General features: G+C 72.5%; 16 protein-coding genes. 8 read left to right on the top strand and 8 right to left on the bottom strand.

The window, feature by feature from the left end:
- Positions 1-130: 130 nt before the first annotated feature.
- A complete protein-coding gene (locus tag ACFWE2_RS18050) occupies positions 131-1,054 on the bottom strand; it encodes an alpha/beta hydrolase (RefSeq protein WP_377225598.1) in 924 nt (307 codons plus the stop codon).
- Positions 1,055-1,158: 104 nt separating this feature from the next.
- Here ACFWE2_RS18050 and ACFWE2_RS18045 point away from each other — a divergent pair, with 104 nt between their 5' ends.
- Positions 1,159-2,016, top strand: a complete 858-nt coding sequence (locus ACFWE2_RS18045) for a helix-turn-helix domain-containing protein (protein ID WP_377225597.1) — start codon at positions 1,159-1,161, stop codon at positions 2,014-2,016.
- Positions 2,017-2,135: 119 nt separating this feature from the next.
- On the opposite strand, the gene ACFWE2_RS18040 is transcribed toward ACFWE2_RS18045, so the two are convergent.
- The gene (locus ACFWE2_RS18040) at positions 2,136-3,059 is read right to left on the bottom strand and encodes a LysR family transcriptional regulator (protein ID WP_377225596.1); all 924 of its coding nucleotides are present in this window, start codon (positions 3,057-3,059) and stop codon (positions 2,136-2,138) included.
- Positions 3,060-3,382: 323 nt separating this feature from the next.
- Between ACFWE2_RS18040 and ACFWE2_RS18035 the strand changes: the two genes are divergently transcribed.
- On the top strand, positions 3,383-4,339 hold the full coding sequence (locus ACFWE2_RS18035) for a DUF3500 domain-containing protein (protein WP_377225595.1): 957 nt from the start codon (positions 3,383-3,385) through the stop codon (positions 4,337-4,339).
- Positions 4,340-4,600: 261 nt separating this feature from the next.
- Complete coding sequence (locus ACFWE2_RS18030) at positions 4,601-5,341, top strand: DUF899 family protein (RefSeq protein ID WP_377225594.1); 741 nt, start codon at positions 4,601-4,603, stop codon at positions 5,339-5,341.
- A 42-nt stretch (positions 5,342-5,383) separates the two neighbouring features.
- Here ACFWE2_RS18030 and ACFWE2_RS18025 read toward each other — a convergent pair whose 3' ends face one another.
- Positions 5,384-5,992, bottom strand: coding sequence for a TetR/AcrR family transcriptional regulator C-terminal ligand-binding domain-containing protein (locus tag ACFWE2_RS18025; protein ID WP_377225593.1), 609 nt, complete (start codon positions 5,990-5,992; stop codon positions 5,384-5,386).
- A 65-nt stretch (positions 5,993-6,057) separates the two neighbouring features.
- Here ACFWE2_RS18025 and ACFWE2_RS18020 point away from each other — a divergent pair, with 65 nt between their 5' ends.
- Positions 6,058-6,900 carry an SDR family oxidoreductase gene (locus ACFWE2_RS18020; RefSeq protein ID WP_377225592.1) on the top strand — a complete coding sequence of 281 codons (843 nt, stop codon included), beginning with the start codon at positions 6,058-6,060 and terminating at the stop codon, positions 6,898-6,900.
- A complete protein-coding gene (locus tag ACFWE2_RS18015) occupies positions 6,897-7,817 on the top strand; it encodes an alpha/beta hydrolase (RefSeq protein ID WP_377225591.1) in 921 nt (306 codons plus the stop codon). Before ACFWE2_RS18020 ends, ACFWE2_RS18015 begins: the two co-directional genes overlap by 4 nt.
- Positions 7,818-7,885: 68 nt before the next feature.
- Here ACFWE2_RS18015 and ACFWE2_RS18010 read toward each other — a convergent pair whose 3' ends face one another.
- From ACFWE2_RS18010 to ACFWE2_RS18000, 3 genes are all read right to left on the bottom strand, one after another.
- Positions 7,886-9,556: a PQQ-binding-like beta-propeller repeat protein gene (locus ACFWE2_RS18010; protein ID WP_377225590.1), complete on the bottom strand. Its 1,671-nt coding sequence runs from the start codon at positions 9,554-9,556 to the stop codon at positions 7,886-7,888.
- Between the two features lie 63 nt (positions 9,557-9,619).
- Positions 9,620-10,312, bottom strand: a complete 693-nt coding sequence (locus ACFWE2_RS18005; RefSeq protein WP_377225589.1) for an alpha/beta hydrolase — start codon at positions 10,310-10,312, stop codon at positions 9,620-9,622.
- Positions 10,309-11,154 (bottom strand): LLM class flavin-dependent oxidoreductase, encoded by an 846-nt coding sequence (locus ACFWE2_RS18000; RefSeq protein ID WP_377225588.1) that lies wholly within the window; start codon positions 11,152-11,154, stop codon positions 10,309-10,311. Before ACFWE2_RS18000 ends, ACFWE2_RS18005 begins: the two co-directional genes overlap by 4 nt.
- 87 nt (positions 11,155-11,241) lie before the next feature.
- Here ACFWE2_RS18000 and ACFWE2_RS17995 point away from each other — a divergent pair, with 87 nt between their 5' ends.
- Complete coding sequence (locus ACFWE2_RS17995; RefSeq protein ID WP_377225587.1) at positions 11,242-12,141, top strand: LysR family transcriptional regulator; 900 nt, start codon at positions 11,242-11,244, stop codon at positions 12,139-12,141.
- Between the two features lie 6 nt (positions 12,142-12,147).
- On the opposite strand, the gene ACFWE2_RS17990 is transcribed toward ACFWE2_RS17995, so the two are convergent.
- Positions 12,148-13,182 (bottom strand): DUF5937 family protein, encoded by a 1,035-nt coding sequence (locus tag ACFWE2_RS17990; protein ID WP_377225586.1) that lies wholly within the window; start codon positions 13,180-13,182, stop codon positions 12,148-12,150.
- A gap of 56 nt (positions 13,183-13,238) precedes the next feature.
- On the opposite strand from ACFWE2_RS17990, the gene ACFWE2_RS17985 reads away from it, so the two are divergent.
- The gene (locus ACFWE2_RS17985; RefSeq protein WP_377225585.1) at positions 13,239-14,588 is read left to right on the top strand and encodes an MFS transporter; all 1,350 of its coding nucleotides are present in this window, start codon (positions 13,239-13,241) and stop codon (positions 14,586-14,588) included.
- A gap of 186 nt (positions 14,589-14,774) precedes the next feature.
- Here ACFWE2_RS17985 and ACFWE2_RS17980 read toward each other — a convergent pair whose 3' ends face one another.
- Positions 14,775-15,641: a helix-turn-helix transcriptional regulator gene (locus tag ACFWE2_RS17980; protein WP_377225584.1), complete on the bottom strand. Its 867-nt coding sequence runs from the start codon at positions 15,639-15,641 to the stop codon at positions 14,775-14,777.
- Positions 15,642-15,846: 205 nt separating this feature from the next.
- Between ACFWE2_RS17980 and ACFWE2_RS17975 the strand changes: the two genes are divergently transcribed.
- The gene (locus tag ACFWE2_RS17975; RefSeq protein ID WP_377225583.1) at positions 15,847-16,716 is read left to right on the top strand and encodes an SDR family NAD(P)-dependent oxidoreductase; all 870 of its coding nucleotides are present in this window, start codon (positions 15,847-15,849) and stop codon (positions 16,714-16,716) included.
- The last annotated feature ends 49 nt before the right edge of the window (positions 16,717-16,765 follow it).

Here is a 16,765-nt window from a genome sequence, read left to right as displayed (position 1 = left end):
ATTCGAGACGCGGGCGACGTCGCGCCACCGGAATGGGTAGCCAGGCTCCTAGCGTGTCACGTACCTACGGTTCCGGTGCGCACGAGGAAGCCGCTACCCGACGTGGTCGCCGTGCGCAGAGCTCCGCCGACTACTCGGCGGCCAGCTCCCTCGTGAAGAACTCCGTGAGGTCTGCGACGGCGGGATCGACGAACTCGGGCTTGTCGTAGAGGTCGACGTGGCTCGCGCCCTCGATCCAGCGCAGCTCCTTGGGCTCGCGTGCGTCGGCGAAGGCCGCCAGACCCATGCCCTTGGTCACTGCCTCAGTCCCCTGGATGATGAGCAGCGGCCGGGGCGCGATCAGGCCGACGAAGCGGAACTGGTCGGAGGTCGCGATGCGGTCGACACTCGACCAGGTGAACTCCTTCGCGGACCGCGAGTGCTGTCCGCGCTCCGTGCGGTAGTACTCGAACCCCTCGTAGCCGTGCTGGCCACCGGCCGCCCGGGCTTCCTCCGCAGTGTCGGTGAAGACCGGGAACGTGCCCGTTCCCTCACCACGAGCCTCGGCCGTGCGGGCCGCCGCCGCGGCGTCGAGCATCGCCTGGATGACGGCCGGATCCTGCAGGCCGTCGGCGCCGTCCCGGAACTGACGTCCGACGTCGACACCGCTGAGCGTGGCCAGAGCGCGGACCCGGTGGTCACCCGCGGTAGCCGCGATGCCGTAGCCACCGGAGGCGCAGATGCCGAGCATCCCGATCCGGGCCTCGTCCACCTCGTCGCGGGTGGTGAGGTACGAGACGGCGGCCTTGAGGTCCTCGATGCGGTGCGCGGGATCCTCCAGGCCGCGCGGCTCACCGGCGCTCTCGCCCTGGTACGCGGCGTCGAAGGCCAGGGTGACGAACCCCTGGTCCGCCAGGCGCGCCGCGTACGTGCCGGCGGCCTGTTCCTTCACCCCGGTACCGGGGTGGCCGACTACGACCGCGGGGAGCTGCGCCGCGCCGTCGGACTCGGGAAGGTAGAGGTGGCCGGCGAGGGAGAGGCCGGCGCTGTCAAAGGTGACGTCTGTTCGGTTCATGCGACCAGGTTCTGGCGGTCGCCCGCGACGCAACAGCGTCGGGTTCCAACCGGGGAAGGATCCTGCCCTCCCACGATCAGCCGGACGCTCCCAGAATGGTCCGTATGACACCCCCGGCCGACCCGAACGAGCTCGGCGCGTTCCTCAAGGCGCGCCGAGCTGCGCTGAGCCCTCGTGTCGTCGGGCTCCCCGAGCTCTCCCGACGCAAGGTCCCAGGGCTGCGCCGCGAGGAGATCGCACAGCTCGCGGCGATCAGCGTGGACTACTACACGAGGCTGGAACAGGGGCGCGTCGCTGCCTCCGCCTCGGTGCTCGCGACGCTCTCGGCTGCCCTGCGCCTCGACGAGGACCAGCAGCGATACCTCTACGAGGTCGCAGGCAAGGCCGACGCCCGCCCTCGCCGTCGCCGCACGCGCCAGACCCTGCGCCCGGCGATGCGGCGCCTGCTCGACCTGCTCACCGACACGCCTGCGCTGGTCCTCGGCAAACGCATGGATGTCCTCGCCTGGAACGACGCGGCGAACGCCCTGTACACGGACTTCGCCTCGATCCCAGCCGGGCAGCGCAACTACGTGCGCCTGCTCTTCGTACACCCGACGGTCCGCTCTCTCAACGTCCGATGGGAGCACGACGCCCGCGACGCCGTCGCCGCCCTGCGCATGGAGGCCGCCGCGGATCCCGACGATCCCGAGCTCGCCCGGCTCGTCGGCGAGCTCGCCGTCCTCGATCCGGACTTCCGCCGCTGGTGGGCCGAGCACCGCGTCAACAGCGCCACCTACGGCAGCAAGCAGTATCGACACCACCTCGTCGGTGACCTCACCCTCGACTGCGACACCTGGTCCAGCCCCGACGGCAGCGGCCAACGGCTCATGGTGCTGACGGCCGAGGCCGGATCGCCGTCCGACGAGGCGCTGCGCATACTTGCCTCCTGGACGGCGACCGCGCGCGAGGAAGCGCGATGAGCCCCTGGACCGCAGCCGTGCTGACCGCGCTCGGCCGCGCGTCTCGCGACGGTACGCATCTCATCCGGTGACGATCCGTCGTCGTCGGTCAGCGCTCGGTGCGGCCGAGGCGCCTCGCTTCAGACGACGGCGGGTCGTGCGTGAGCGGGCACGGCACCCTCGATGACGGTCCGTAGCCAGCGGGTGGGTCGGTCCGTGTCGAGTCGTTGGTGCCACTGGACGGCGATGCCGACCGTCGGCACGTCGAAGGGCAGCGCGCTCTGACGCAGCGGCAGCCCGCTGGCGATGAGGTGTCCGGCGAGCAGACCGGGCATCGGGACGATGAGATCGTCCTCGAGGGCCAGGATCGCGGCCGCAGTCATCGAGGGAACGCTCGCGACGACCTGGCGGCTCCGGCCTTGTTCCCGCAGCGCCGTATCGATGGGCCCGCGGGTGTGGCCACGCCGCGATGCCGTGACGTGGGGAACAGCGCAGACATCGTCGACCGTGAGCTTCCCGGCGCGGGCGAGGCGTGAGCTCGCGGCGAACACGGCGACATAGTGATCCTGGAACAACGGCTGGGTCCGCAGGTCCGGCAGCCCGGGATCGGGCACGCCGATGTCGAGGTCGATGGTGCCGTCACGAAGCGCGTCGGGGCTCTCGTTCCCTTCGGCCACGAAGCGCACCGTGATCCCCGGGGCGTGTTCTCGGACACGGGCGAGGATCGTCGGTGCGAGCACGGGGACGAGGGCGTCGTTGATGCGCACCGTGAAGGTTCGACGCCAGCTGGCCGGATCGCTTCCCTGCCCCTCCAGACCGAGCTGTCCGGCCTCTTCCAGGAGGCGCCGGACGGTGTGCGCCGCGCGCTCGGCAAAGGGCGTCGGGACCATGCCCCGGCCGGCACGGACCATGATCTCGTCGCCCATCGCGCGTCGCAGGCGGCTCAGGGCCCGGCTCGTGGCGGGGACGGACAGGTGGAGGCGCTCGGCCGCGCCGGTCACGCTGCCGGTCTGCATCAACGCGTCGAACACCCGCAGGAGGTTGAGATCAAGGCTGTCGGCCATCTCGCCATTGTTGCATCAGACGCAATCACTACCTAACTACATTGCACTAGACATAATGAACCCGGCGATCTTGACTGGACGCGAGCTCCACCGCGCTCTCGCATCCTCAGAGGAGATCCATGACCCGCGCCGCACGACCACCCAGGGGTATCGCAGCAGCGAGCGCCCTCCTTGCCGCGCTGGGGCTGGCAGCCTGCGCGAGCTCTGTCGACGCCGGCAGCACGGCGTCTCCGTCCTCGACGTCGTCCGCGCTACCGGCGACCGGGACCCCAGCCACCGAGACTCCGGCCCCCAGCACATCCCGGACAGCCCAGGAAGGCACCATGGACCACGCACGCCTGCTCCAGCTCGCGAACGACTTCCGGAACATCCTGGACGAGGAACGGCGAGCCGACCTCGAGCACCCCTACACGTTCGAGAACGCCGCCAACTGGCACACCTACCCGCAGTGGTACCTCGGCGACGAGGGACGGCTCGGAGTGGATCTGAGCACGCTCAGCCAGGAACAGTGGGACGCCCTCAACGCCCTTCTCGCCGCCGCGACCGGGACCGGGGAACGCAACGGGTACGAGCAGATACAGCAGCACCTCATCGCCGACGACTACCTGCGCAGCATCGGCGCGGCCGGAGGCGCCGAGTACGGTCGCGGCGACTTCCGCGTCGCGTTCCTCGGCACGCCCTCCGAGACCGGCAGGTGGCAGCTCCAGTTCGGTGGACATCACCTCGCGGTCAACAACACCTACGAGAACGGCGTGCTGATCGGCGCGACGCCGTCCTTCCGGGGCATGGAGCCCCCGGAGTTCGAGTACGAGGGTGTCGACTACCGGCCCGAGGGCCACGAATGGGACACCTTCGCGGCGCTGCTCGCGTCCTTCACCGACGAGCAGCTCACCCGGGCGCGGCTCGACGAGACGTTCGCCGACCTCCTCCTCGCGCCTGGCACCGACTGGGCCTTCCCCGAGACGCCGAGGGGCGTCCGGGTCTCCGCCCTCGACGAGGAGCAGCGGCAGCTCGTCCTGGAGGCGGTCGGCAACTATGTGAGCGACGTCGACGACGCGAGCGCGGCAACGTATCTGGCGAAGTACGAGGCCGAGCTGGACGACGCGTACATCGGCTACTCCGGAGACCCCTCGCTCACGAACGCCGGGGACTACATCCGCATCGACGGTCCGACCCTGTGGATCGAGCTGGTCATGGACACCCCCTACACCAGTGACGGTCCTCACCCTCACGCCCTGTGGCGCGACAAGCAGGACGACTACGGCGGCACCAGGCCCTGACCGCCATCGGACCAGACGGCCTCCGGCGGGGCACGGCAGCCGCGCCACCGCACGAAGCGGCCGGCTCGGTACGGCGGACGCGAGGGTGTACGACGCGGGGCGCAGCCGGGGGTACGTCACGGGGCGGATGTGCGGCCGCGAGCCGGTGTGCGACGTTCGGGGGACGCGCCCTGGGGGCGACGGGAGACGATGGATGACGCAACGCGCCGTAGGTACCCGTGGCTGGTGGATCTCACCGGCTGACCTGTTCGGAGGCCGATCATGAACGACCAAGCACCCGGCCCGGCCCTCCCGCCCGTGGTCGACAGAAAGACCTGGCAGGAGGCGCGAGACGCATTGTTCGCACGAGAGAAGGCGCACACCCGCGAAGGGGACGCCATCGCAGCGGCGCGACGGCGGCTGCCGATGGTGGAGGTCGACGCGGGTATCGAGGTGGTCGGTCCGGACGGGCCGGTCACGATCCTCGACGTCTTCGAAGGCCGCAAGCAGCTGATCGCGTACTTTCACGCCTGGTGGCCCGGCAGGCCCGCCGCGGAGCAGTGCGAGGGCTGCACGTTCTTCAACTGCCAGGTACGCGAGCTGTCCTACCTCCACTCCCGGGACATCACGTACGCCACCCTGTGCAAGGGCCCGTACGAGGAGAGCGTCCGCTACCGCGACTTCATGGGTCTGGACATGCCGTGGTACTCGGCCGAGAAGACCGCGGCGCGGCTCCTGGAGGGGCGCGACTGGCAGGTCCACCACCTGGTCTGCTACGTCCGCGACGGCGACCGGGTGTTCGAGACCTATTACACCGGCGGTCGCGGCGTCGAGGTCATGACCCCCACCCACGGGCTGCTGGACATGACCGTCTACGGACGCCAGGAGACCTGGGAGGACTCGCCCGAGGGCTGGCCCCAGCCCTGGAGCGAAGAACCCGGCCGGCACCACTGGGTGACCAACGGACGACCCATCGCCCAGTGGTCCCGGATCGAGGCCGGCCGCTCCGACGCGCTCCGCTGAGGGGTCCGGTGGTGCCTCTCGTCGTTCGTCAGCGACGAGAGCTCACGTACGAGGCGTCGTCCCTGCACCGGTCCCTCGGTCCTGGGGCAGCAGGGCGTCGACGAGGCCGGTCAGGGCCTCGGACAGGGGCAGCCGCGCCAGCGCCCGGAAGAGCAGTGTGCCGATCAGGGCATCAGCCACCGACTCGGCGCTGACGGCCGCGGAGAGCTGGCCGGCGTCCTGCCCGCGGCGGAGCCGGTTCACGAGGAGCTCATAGGTCGGCCGCGTGATGTGCTCGTAGAGCCGGCTCGCGTCCTGCTCCGGGCCCGATGCCGCGGTGACGAGGGCGCGGACGACCTGCACGAGCTGCGAGTCGCTCGCCGCGGCGGCCGCGGCAGTGGTCCACGCCTTCAGGTCGACGCCCAGGTCGCCGGTGTCGGGCAGCTCGGGCGCGGGCAGCCGGAGGTGTCCCGCGATGACGGCGTCCGCGACCACCATCGACTTCGACGACCACCAGCGGTAGATCGTCTGCTTCCCGGCCCCGGCGCGCGCCGCGATCGCGTCGATGGTGACGCCGTCGTAGCCGAGCTCCGTGGTGAGGCTCGCCGCCGCCTCGAGGATGGCCAGCCGGGTCGACTCGCTCCGCGGCCTGCCGGTCCTCGTCGCTGTCATGGCGCGAGTATATGGTCTACGCTTCATTTACGAGACGAGGAGTCTCGGTACTCAAAGGAGCGGCCATGGCTGGCGAAGCGGTAGTTGTCATCGGTGTCGGAGGCATGGGAGAAGCGATCGCTCGCCGCCAGGGGACGGGCAGAAGGCTCGTCCTCGCCGACTTCGACGAGGCGGTCCTGGACCGGACGGCTCACGCCCTGCGCGGGGACGGTTACCTGGTCGACGCACACGTCGTCGACGTGTCGTCCGCGCCGTCGGTCGCGGGCCTCGCCGCTGCCGCCGCGGCCGCCGGCCCTGTCGTGCAGGTCGTGCACACGGCAGGACTGTCGCCCGCTCAGGCGTCCGCCGACCGGATCCTCCGGGTCGACCTGCTCGGCGTCGCGCACGTGCTGGACGCGTTCGGCGCGGTCGTCGCCCCAGGTGGCGCCGGCGTCGTGATCGCCAGCATGGCGGGAAGCATGTTCGCCGGGCAGTTCCCCGCGGAGCTGGAGGGCGCCCTGGCGCTCACGCCGACCGACCAGCTCCTGGACCTGCCGTTCTGGGCAGACCCGGCGTTCTCCGACCCGGGCACCGCCTACGGCGCCGCCAAGCGGGCCAACCAGCTCCGGGTGCAGGCCGCGAGCCTGGCCTGGGGCGCCAAGGGGGCCCGAGTCAACAGCGTGAGCCCGGGCGTCGTCTCCACGCCGATGGGCCAGGAAGAGCTCGGCGGCGAGAGCGGAGCGCGGATGCGCGCCATGGTCGACGCCTCCGGCACCAGGCGCCTGGGCACGTCCGCCGACATCGCCGCCGCCGTCGCGTTCCTGCTCGGCCCGGAGGCGTCCTTCGTCACGGGCACAGACCTGCTGGTCGACGGCGGGGTCGTCGCCGCGGTCCGCTCCGGCGCCCTGACCCTCGGGGCGGCGGCATGAACCTCTCCGCGGTGGACCCGCAGCTGCGGCAGGGGTACCGGATCATGCGGCAGGCGCCCGTCGGCAACCCGTTGCTGCTCAAGCTGGCGAACCGGCTCATGGGGCTCCTGCCCGACGCGAAGGCACCGGAGGGTATGACGCTGGAGAAGATCCCGTGGGGTGACGCAGCCGGCCTGCGCGTCTACACGCCCGAGGGTGGCGGTTCCGGCGCGGCCCTGCTGTGGATCCACGGCGGCGGCCTGGTGCTGGGCAGCGCGGTCCAGGACGACCACCGCTGCTTCGCCACCGCGCAGGAGCTCGACGTGGTCGTCGTCTCGGCGGAGTACCGGCTGGCACCCCAGCACCCGTTCCCGCTGCCGCTCGACGACTGCCTGGACGCCTGGAGCTGGCTGCAGCAGAACGCCGCCGCTCGCGGCATCGACCCCCAGCGCGTGGCGGTCGGCGGCCAGAGCGCAGGTGGCGGGCTGGCCGCGGCGCTCGTGCAGCGCATCCATGACCTGGGCGGCACCCAGCCGGTCGCGCAGTGGCTGTTCTGCCCGATGCTCGACGACCGCACCGCGGCGAACCGCGAGCTGGACGCCGTCCGGCACATCCTCTGGAGCAACAGGTCCAACCGGATCGGCTGGAGCGCCTACCTCGGCACAGCAGGCGCGTCAGAGGTGCCCGACCACGCCGTGCCCGCCCGGCGGGAGGACCTCACCGGCCTCCCGCCCGCGTGGATCGGCACGGGCGACATCGATCTCTTCCACGACGAGAACCAGGCGTACGCGGAACGGCTGACGGCGGCCGGCGTCCCCACGACGTTCGACGTCGTGCCCGACGCCCCGCACGCCTTCGAGACGGCCGGCGCGCGCGCCGAGGTATCGGTGGCGTATCTCGACCGGGCACATCGCTGGCTGCGCGACCGGCTCGGGTGACCTGAGCGGAGGCAAGGCGTCGCAGGCTCACCAGTCGGTCGAGACGCCGTCCGAAGGTTCCGGCGCGTTCATCCGAGCCCCCGGACGGCGTCGCGGCTGACCTCGAGCAGGTGCCCGTCCACCGCGACCAGCATCAGGACGGGCGGCTGCTCGTCGTCGAGACCGGTCCTGGCGGCCTCCGTCCTGCTCGTGGCCGCCTCGTCGGTCTCGCGCCAGAGCACCTCGCCGGTCGCCGCGTCGAGCGACACCATGCGGCGCAGGCCGAGCTCGACCTGGTACAGGTGCAGCAGCACCGCCCGGCCGTCCGTGAAGGTCTCGAGCACCTCATCGCCGTCCGCGGAGACGTCCCGCCGCCACCGCTCGCCGCCCGTTTCGATGTCGAGGCCCTTCACGTCCGCGCCCTGCGCGGCGACCACCGCCGTCCGGCCCACCTGGGCGAGGAACATCTGATGGGGAGCCCGCGCCTCGACGTCCCACCGGGGGACACCGTCCGCTTCGTAGGCGAGCAGGCGCTGCCCCGTCTCGTCGGTTCCGAGCAGGGTGTCCGGACCGACTCCGTCCGCGACCCTCGGGCCGCGCACATGACCGGCAAGATCGACGACGACGGCTCCGTCGTCGGCCTGGACGACGGTACGTCCCGGACCGCTGTGGTCCAGCCACGCGTAACCACCCAGGGCGAGGCTCTCCACGTAGCCCGTCTCCCGCCCGGGGCCCAGCAGCACTCCGTCCGGGGTGACCGTCGCCTCGACGCCGCACCCGAACAGCCGCACGAGGTCGGCGGTGACCCGCGCCCCGAACGCGTCCGGGTGAACCTCCCCGTCGAAGGCCAGCTGCCCGCTCTGGTCCGCCCAGGACGCCTCCATGCACTCCCGGGCGTCCGCCTCCTCGAACGGGACGGTCACGGTCCAGAGCTCTGCCCCCGTGACCGCGCTCTCGGCCCGGAGCTCGACGTCCCGCCCGGCGGTGACGGTCCCGCCGCACTCCCCCGTGTCCTCGCACCTGGCGTCGCCCCGGTCCACCTCTGACTCCGGCCCGACCCGGGTAGCCCGGAGGACGGTGCCATCGGGTCCCGGCCGCGCCGGGCCGTGCCGGCGCGCGTCCGAGGCGTCCAGCGCGCGCGGTGCGGAGACCGTGCCGTCGGGCCGCACGGTCACGACCTCGCGGTCCGCGGCGGCGCCGGACAGGCACACCGTCGTCGACACCGGCCGGGCCGACGTGCCCTCGTAGGGCGAGACACCCGCCGGCCCGCACACCGGGTCGTCGCCGAGCGGGACGACCCAGGCCTCCTCGCCCGTCGCGGGATCGAGCGCGATCAGATCACGGCCGGACTGAAACGCCAGGACGTCGCCCAGGACCATCGCCTCGGTCCCGTCCCAGTCCGTGCCGACGCCGACGGTCCCGTCCCACACCCACTTCTCCGTCAGCGGCGCCGACACGTCCTCGACGACGCCGCCGAAGTCGCGCATCCGCTCGATCCGCGCGGCGTCCCGCACACCGTCCGAGGCGATGCCCGTCCCGACCACGACCGCCAGGACCGCCGCGACCGTCGGGACGGCGCGCCACCAGGCGCCCGCGCCGGGCGCGTCCGGCTCACGGTCGGCGCCGTCCGAGACGTCCGAGGCCACCACCTGGGCCGCTCCGTCCACACCGAGGGCGTCGCGGGGACCGCCCGGACCCGGCTCACCGTGCCCGACCAGGTCGAAGACGACGGCGGAACCCTCGTCCGGATCACGCGGCATGGACAGAGCATAAATCCGGACAGCGCACCGCACGGCGAGTGCCCCTGCCGAACGCTCCGGCGACTATCCCGTCGTCGTCGCCGCGTACGCCTCGAGCCTGTCCGCGAGCTCGACGGGCCTGCCCAGCGCGACGCAGTGGCTGCCTGCGATCTCGTCGGGCACGATGCCCAGCCGGTCGGCCACCAGCCGCCGGAAGAAGTCCGGCGGGAAGAAGCGGTCCTCGGTGCAGAGCAGGAACCGGGTGGGCACGTCGGGCCACGCGCCCAAGGGCCACGGGGCCGCCGACGCGGCGCTCGACGGATGCTCACGCTCCTTGCTCATCGCCTCCTCCGCGATCTCCCGTGGCACGTCGTGATAGAAGCTCACGTACGGGTCGGCGCTGCCGGTCAGGCCGCCGTCCCGCTCGGCCGCCTCCGCCACCGCGCTCCCGTAGCCGGTGTTCGCCCACCAGTCGTCCGGCGACTCCCCCGGCGCCGGGACCATCCCGGCCAGGAGGACCAGTGCGTCCGCCCGCAGCCGGTCGGCGACGAGCGGCGCGGTGAACGCACCGAACGAGTGGCCTACGACGACGAGGTCCCGCCTCGCACCGACGGCCTCCACGACGACGTCCGCGTAGTCCACGAGGGTCTTCGAGTCGTCGTCGGCCGGAAGGTCGGGGGCCACGACGTCGTGCCCGCGCGCTCGCAGCTCGGCCTCCACCCGATGAAAGTGCCAGCCGACGTCCCCGCCGCCGTGGATCAGTACGAACGTGCTCATCGTGCTACCGCCTCGTCGCTCGAAGTGGCGGGAGGTCCGTCCCGGAGTACTCCCCGTACCTGGTCGAGCGTCATCTCGTCCGGATCGAGCTCCGTCAGGCACCAGGTGGCGCCGGCGGCCGCGTACTCGGCGGGGTCGGCGCCGGGGGCGAGAGGCACCACCAGGTCGTAGGGCGCCGAGGGGTCCGGCCGGAGGCCGCCGATCGTCTCGCGCAGCTCCACTACCTGGTCGGGGTGCTGCACACCGATCGGGAAGTAGCCGTCGAACCTCGCCGCGCGGCGCATCGGGTTGACGCGGCCCGCGTAGCCAGCTACCCAGACCGACACCCGCTGCTCCTGCACGGGCGTCGGCAGGAAGGTGATGCCGTCGACCACGTGGTGCTTGCCGCGGTGGTGCACCGGCAGCCCCGACCAGGCGGCGGTGAGGATGTCCAGCGTCTCGTCCAGCAGCTCCGCCCGGACCCGCGCGTCGACCGCCTCCCCCGTGCTGACGAACTCGGCGCCGTAGACGTCGCTGCCGAGCCCGACGCCGAGAGTCAGCCTGCCGCCGGAGAGCTGGTCCAGCGAGGCCGTCTCCCTGGCCAGCTTCACGGGCCGACGGCGTGCCACCGGCGTGACCATCGGCCCCAGCCGGATCGACTCGGTAGCGGTCGCCGCCGCCGCGAGCGAGATCCACGGGTCACCGACCTGCTGCACCGGCGCGGCCCACGCGATGTGGTCCCAGAGGAAGAACCCGTCCCAGCCCAGCTCCTCGGCCTCGGCCGCGAGCCGTGCCACCACCCGCGGGTCCGCCACCTCGTCGAAGACCGGGATCCAGAACGCCGATCGAATCTGTGTCGTCATGGCTGCAACGCTAGGACCGCGCCGTCATCGTGAAAAGCGATGAAATCCAATGGAGAAGATCGCTTCCTGCGATGTACCCTCGCTGCCATGACCGACGTGGAGCTTCGGCATCTCGCGACCTTCGCCTCCGTCATCGGCGAGGGGTCGTTCGGCCGGGCGGCCGCCCGGCTCGGGTACACCCAGTCGACGGTCAGCCAGCACATCGCCGGCCTCGAGCGCGCCGTCGGCGGCCGCGTCTTCGACCGGCCGGGCGGCCCGCGCCCGGTCCAGCTCACCCCGCTCGGCAGCGTGGTACAGCTGCACGCCGCCGAGCTGCTCGCCAGGGCCGACGCGCTGGACGCCGCCGTCGAGGGGTTCAAGGCGGGCGAGGGCCGGCTCACGATCGGCACCTTCCAGAGCGTGTCCAACACGCTGCTCCCGGTCCTGGTCCGCAGGCTCCTCGACGAGTTCCCCGGCTGCGAGATCCGGCTCTCCGAGGACGAGTCGGACTCCCCGGACCTCGCACGGGTCGACCTGCTCTTCTACGACGTCCACAGGGACGACGCCGACGTCGAGTACGTCAAGCTCCTCGACGACCCGTACTTCCTCGTGGCCTCCCGCGGGCGCTTCCCCGACGGCCCCGTTGACCTCGCCGCGCTCGACGGGGCGCCGATGGTCGCCTGGCCGCCGGACTGCGCGCAGCCGGCCCTGGAGGAGGCGCTCGCCGCGAGCGGCGTCCGGCCCGAGTACATGTTCCGGGCGGGCGGCAACGAGGCGGTGCTCTCGATGACGCGCGCCGGTCTGGGCTCGGCGATCCTCCCCTGGCTGGCCATCCACGGCGCGGGCGCGACGACCGACGAGACGCTGAGCATCCACGAGCTGCGCCCCGCGGTGGCACACCGCGAGCTCTACCTGCTCCGCCGGGCCCACCGCACCCTCTCCCCGCTCGCCGCCCGGGCCGTCGAGCTGACCGTCGAGATCGCGCAGGACCTCGGCCGCCTCCAGTGAGCCGGTTCAGACCCGAGCGCTCGCTCGGGCCGGCCCGGCGGCCGGGCCGGCATCAGCACCGACGCCGGCCACCAGGGCGTCGCCCAGCTCGGAACGCAGGTACAGGACCGAACGTCCGTGCCGCGCACTGGTGAGCAGGCCGGCATCGCGCAGCGCCCGCAGGTGCTGGTTGACGGCGGACGTGGTCACCCCGAGCCGGCCCGCCAGCTCGGTCGACGACGCCGGCGCCGCGAGGACCGTGAGCAGGCCTGCCCGCGGCGCACCCACCAGGCCCGCGAGCGCCGCCGGCGCGCGCCAGGGCTCGGCCTCCCAGAGTGTTCCGACGCCGCGAGCGCCGTACATGACGACGGGCGGTTCCTCCGGTGAGATCGGGGCCGTCGCCCCGCGGGTGAACAGCGTCGGTACGAGGGTGAGCCCTTCGCCGGTGGTGGGCCGCCGGAACCGGGCGTCGGTGCCGAGGCGTACGCGCACGACGCCGTCGACCAGCCGCACGCGGTCGCTGAGGTCGGCGAACATCGCCGCCGTCCCGTAGGCGGAGATCACCTGCCCGCGGTGGACGACGTCGGCCTGGAGGACCGCCCGCATGCGCGGCCACCAGGGTTCGAAGCAGGTGTCCCAGTACGTGCGCAGCGCCGTCGCGATGCGTTCGCGGACCGTCTCGGGGTCGCCGCGCAGCGGTGCGGGCAGCGCGTCGGGGTGGACGGCGCGCAGGTCGTCGAGCATCCGTGGGAGGTGGACGTTCTCGACGGCGGTGAGCTCGTCCCCGATACGGGTGAGCGGGCTGTACGGCCGGGGCGTGAGGTAGTCGGGCGTCCACAGCACGGAGTTGGTCAGTGCCCGTAGCAGCGGTTGGTCCAGCGCGGAACGAGCCCGCTCGGTGCGCTGGAGCCAGGGCAGGTGCACGGGGTAGCGGCCGGGGTCGCGGAACGTGCGCAGGGACAGGGTGAGCTCGGTGAGCGGCGACACCGCGAAGCGCACGTCGGCGACGTCCATCCCGGCGAGCTCGTACTCGATCAGGCCACCAGCCTGTCCGCGCTCCATGAAGCCACAGGCTACATCAATTGAACTGGATGCCCTCCGCGGCGGACAAAGGGGGCGTGCAGCAGACCTTCTTCCCCAGCGACCGTGTCGCGCGCTCCCTGACGCTCAGCACCATGGCGTTCGCCCTGTCCAGCGGCGTCTTCTACACCGTGAGCGCCCTGTACTTCACGCGCGTCGTCGGGCTCGGCGCCACGACGGTGGGCCTCGGCCTGGGCATCGCCGGCGGCGTGGGAGTGCTGGCCGCCTACGGGGCCGGGTGGCTGTCGGACCGGGTGGGTGCCCACCGTGTCCAGGCCTGGGCCACCGGCCTGAACGGGCTGGCGATGCTCGCGTACACCCTCGCGTCGGACGCCGTCGTGTTCACCCTGGTCGCGAGCCTCGCCATCGGTCTGCGTTCGGCGAGCGGCTCGTCCAAGCAGGCGATGCTCGCGCGGTGGTACACCGGGCCGGAGCGGGTGGCGGTCCGCGCCCGCCTGCGCGTCGTCACCAACGTGTTCATCGGCCTGGGCACGGTGGCCGCGGCGGCCGCCCTCCTGGTGGACACCCCTGCCGCCTACCTGACCGCGATGCTCGCCGTCGGCGTCCTGCTCCTGCTGGCCGCCGTGCCGCTCGCGCGGCTCGGTCGTGAGGTCCCCGAGCTCGCCGCCAGGATGGTCCAGCACACGGCGGCTGAGCAGCCCCGCGACGGGCAGGCCGACGACGGGCAGGCCGCCAGCACGCGGCGCGGGTCCTCGCCGTGGCGGGACCGCCGCTACGTCGCGGCCGTTGCCTGCAACTCCGTGGTGGCCATGCACTTCGGCCTCCAGACCGTCGGCGTCCCCCTCTGGGTGGCCACCACCGAGGCTCCGACGGCGATGGTCGCGGTGCTGCTCGTCCTCAACACGGTGGTCGTGGCCTCGCTGCAGGTGCGCGCGTCGCGGGGCACGCACGACGTCCGCCACGCGGGGATCACCGTCCGGCGCGCGTCCTGGCTGCTCGCGGTCGCCTGCGTCCTGTACGCGCTGGCCGGGTACGGCAACCTGGCGGCTGCCTGCGCGCTGCTGGTGCTCGCCGCCCTCGCGCACTCGCTCGGCGAGGTCCTCGGCGAGGCGGGCGGCTGGGGCATGGCCTTCGAGCTGGCCGACCCGCAGCGAGCCGGCGCCTACCAGGGCCTCAGCCAGACCGGCTACGCGCTCGCGTCGATGGTGGCCCCCGCCCTCGTGACAGCCACCGCCATCGAGCACGGCACGGTGGGCTGGCTGGGTCTGGCCGCCCTGTTCGTCGCCGCAGGGACGGCCGCCGCGGTGGTGGCCGGTCGTCGCTCGGCCCGCGGCGGGACAACGCGGTGGGCAAGGTGGACTCGGCGGGAGGGTGCCAGGTCCGCTGAAGATCGTTCACCTCAGGCCCGTCGAGTTCGCCTTAGCTGAACTGTTCGGCTGAGGCGAACTCGACGGGGCTGAGGCGAACAAGGTTCAGCCCACCCGGCACCTACCGAATCAGCGCTACGCGCCCGGACGCCCGAGGGGGCGCAGCATCGCGGTCGTGCCTTCGCACGGCCGGCCCGGCGCTCGGGCGGCACTCCGACAGCGCTCAGGCGGGCGCTCGGACAGCGCTCAGGCAGAAGGCGAGGCACCCTCGCCCGTCAGCGACCAGCTCGCGAGAAGGCTCAGCGCCCGCTGCGACGGGGAGCTCGCCTCGGTCGAGTAGACGTACAGCGTCGTGTGCGGGTCGCCCGGGAGCGTCAGGGTCTCGTACTCGACCGTGAGGTCTCCGACCAGCGCATGCCGCAGCCGCTTTGAGCCGTGCGTGCGCTGGTTGACCCGGTGCTCGTCCCACCACCTGTCGAACTCCGCGCTGGACTCCCGCAGCTCCGCGACCAGCTCGGCCGTCGCCCGGTCCGCCGGGTCGTTCCCCGCCTCCAGCCGCAGGTTCTCCACGGCGACGCGCGCCTGCTCCTCCCAGTCGACGAACAGCGACCGCGCGCCGTCGTCGAGGAACATCCAGCGCGCGTAGTTGCGCTGCGGGGCGGGGAACCGCTCGAAGTCGGTGAACAGCGCCTTGCCCATCCGGTTCTGCGCGAGCACGTCGGCGCGACGTCCCAGCACCAGCACCGGCACGTCGGCCAGGGCGTCGAGCAGCTGGTAGAGCCCCGGGCGCACCCGCTGGACGGGACGCGTGCGCGGCGACGGCGGCACGGTGCCGAGGCCGATCAGGTCCGCGAGGTGGGCGCGTCCCGCCTCGTCCAGACCCAGTGCGCGGCCGATGGCGTCGACCACCGACGGCGACGGCACGATGCGCCGGCCCTGTTCCAGCCGCGCGTAGTAGTCGGTCGAGACGCCCGCCAGGAACGCGACCTCCTCGCGGCGCAGGCCCGGCACCCTGCGCACCCGGCCGTCCGCGGGCAGGCCGGCCCGCGACGCGTCGACCTGGCCGCGCGTCCGGCGCAGGAAGTCCGCCAGCTCCGTGTTCTTCTCCGACATGCCTTCATTCTGGGCACCGGTTCGCACCGGCGCACCCCTCCTGGGTGGACCGCTGCGTCCTAGTCACGGCCGGTCCAGGACGAGGGGGGCCAGCTATGACCGCCTGAAGCGGGTTTCCCGGACGGAGTCTTGATGTACCGGCCCACCGAGCCGGGCAGCCACTCAGCACCCAGCACTCCCCGTCAGCATTCACAAGGAGACCACCATGACCTACCCCACCGACCGTCCCGCCACCTGGTTCGTCACCGGCGCCTCGCGCGGCCTCGGGCTCGAGCTCGTCCGGCAGCTGCTCGGGCGCGGCGACAACGTCGCCGCGACCACCCGCTCCACCGAGCGCCTGACCGGCGCCCTCGACGGCACCGACACGTCCCGGCTGCTCCCCCTCGCGGTCGACCTGGCCGACGAGAGCCAGGTGGCGCAGGCGGTCGCCGCCACCACGGAGCGCTTCGGCAGCCTCGACGTCGTCGTGAACAACGCCGGCTACGGCTACCTCGCCGCCGTCGAGGAGGTCTCCGACGCCGACGCCCGCACGATGTTCGACGTCCAGGTCTTCGGCGTCTGGAACGTGCTGCGCGCGGTGCTGCCTGGCTTCCGGGCGAACCGCAGCGGCCACGTCATCAACGTGTCCTCGATCGTCGGGCTGGTGCCCTTCCCCGGCTGGGGCCTGTACGCCGCAGGCAAGTTCGCGCTGGAGGCGGTCTCGGAGTCCCTGGCCGCCGAGGTGGCGGACCACGGCATCCGGGTGAACATCATCGAGCCCGGCTACATGCGCACCGACTTCCTGCGTCCGGTCTCGCTCGGCCTGCCCTCGTCGACCAGCGACGCCTACCCCGCCGTCCGCGAGATGGTCGAGCAGCACCTGGACATGCCGGGGACCCAGCTCGGCGACCCCGCGAAGGCCGCTGCGGCGATCATCACCGTCGCGACCGCCGGCGACGCCCCGCTGCACCAGCTCCTCGGCTCGGACTCGGTGTCCCTCGCGGACACCCGCCTCCAGGCCCTGGCCGGCGAGTTCGCGGCGGGCCGTGCGCTCGCCGTGACCACCGACGTCCCCACCGACGTCGCCACGGCCTGAGCGCCTGCCGCCGGCCACGGCCCCGGGGTGGCGTCCGCACCGCGGACAC

This window comes from Promicromonospora sp. NPDC060271 (genome assembly GCF_042726755.1).
In the GTDB taxonomy this organism is placed as follows: Bacteria; Actinomycetota; Actinomycetes; order Actinomycetales; family Cellulomonadaceae; genus Promicromonospora.
This window is presented reverse-complemented; position numbering and strand designations above follow the sequence as displayed.

Coding starts and splice junctions, on each gene's coding strand:
- ACFWE2_RS18045 (WP_377225597.1), top strand. CDS start 1,159: ATGACACCCCCGGCCGACCCGAACGAGCTCGGCGCGTTCCTCAAGGCG.
- ACFWE2_RS18010 (WP_377225590.1), bottom strand. CDS start 9,556: ATGCCGCGTGATCCGGACGAGGGTTCCGCCGTCGTCTTCGACCTGGTC.
- ACFWE2_RS17975 (WP_377225583.1), top strand. CDS start 15,847: ATGACCTACCCCACCGACCGTCCCGCCACCTGGTTCGTCACCGGCGCC.
- ACFWE2_RS18015 (WP_377225591.1), top strand. CDS start 6,897: ATGAACCTCTCCGCGGTGGACCCGCAGCTGCGGCAGGGGTACCGGATC.
- ACFWE2_RS18005 (WP_377225589.1), bottom strand. CDS start 10,312: ATGAGCACGTTCGTACTGATCCACGGCGGCGGGGACGTCGGCTGGCAC.
- ACFWE2_RS18050 (WP_377225598.1), bottom strand. CDS start 1,054: ATGAACCGAACAGACGTCACCTTTGACAGCGCCGGCCTCTCCCTCGCC.
- ACFWE2_RS17995 (WP_377225587.1), top strand. CDS start 11,242: ATGACCGACGTGGAGCTTCGGCATCTCGCGACCTTCGCCTCCGTCATC.
- ACFWE2_RS18000 (WP_377225588.1), bottom strand. CDS start 11,154: ATGACGACACAGATTCGATCGGCGTTCTGGATCCCGGTCTTCGACGAG.
- ACFWE2_RS18025 (WP_377225593.1), bottom strand. CDS start 5,992: ATGACAGCGACGAGGACCGGCAGGCCGCGGAGCGAGTCGACCCGGCTG.
- ACFWE2_RS17980 (WP_377225584.1), bottom strand. CDS start 15,641: ATGTCGGAGAAGAACACGGAGCTGGCGGACTTCCTGCGCCGGACGCGC.
- ACFWE2_RS18040 (WP_377225596.1), bottom strand. CDS start 3,059: ATGGCCGACAGCCTTGATCTCAACCTCCTGCGGGTGTTCGACGCGTTG.
- ACFWE2_RS18035 (WP_377225595.1), top strand. CDS start 3,383: ATGGACCACGCACGCCTGCTCCAGCTCGCGAACGACTTCCGGAACATC.
- ACFWE2_RS17990 (WP_377225586.1), bottom strand. CDS start 13,182: ATGGAGCGCGGACAGGCTGGTGGCCTGATCGAGTACGAGCTCGCCGGG.
- ACFWE2_RS18020 (WP_377225592.1), top strand. CDS start 6,058: ATGGCTGGCGAAGCGGTAGTTGTCATCGGTGTCGGAGGCATGGGAGAA.
- ACFWE2_RS18030 (WP_377225594.1), top strand. CDS start 4,601: ATGAACGACCAAGCACCCGGCCCGGCCCTCCCGCCCGTGGTCGACAGA.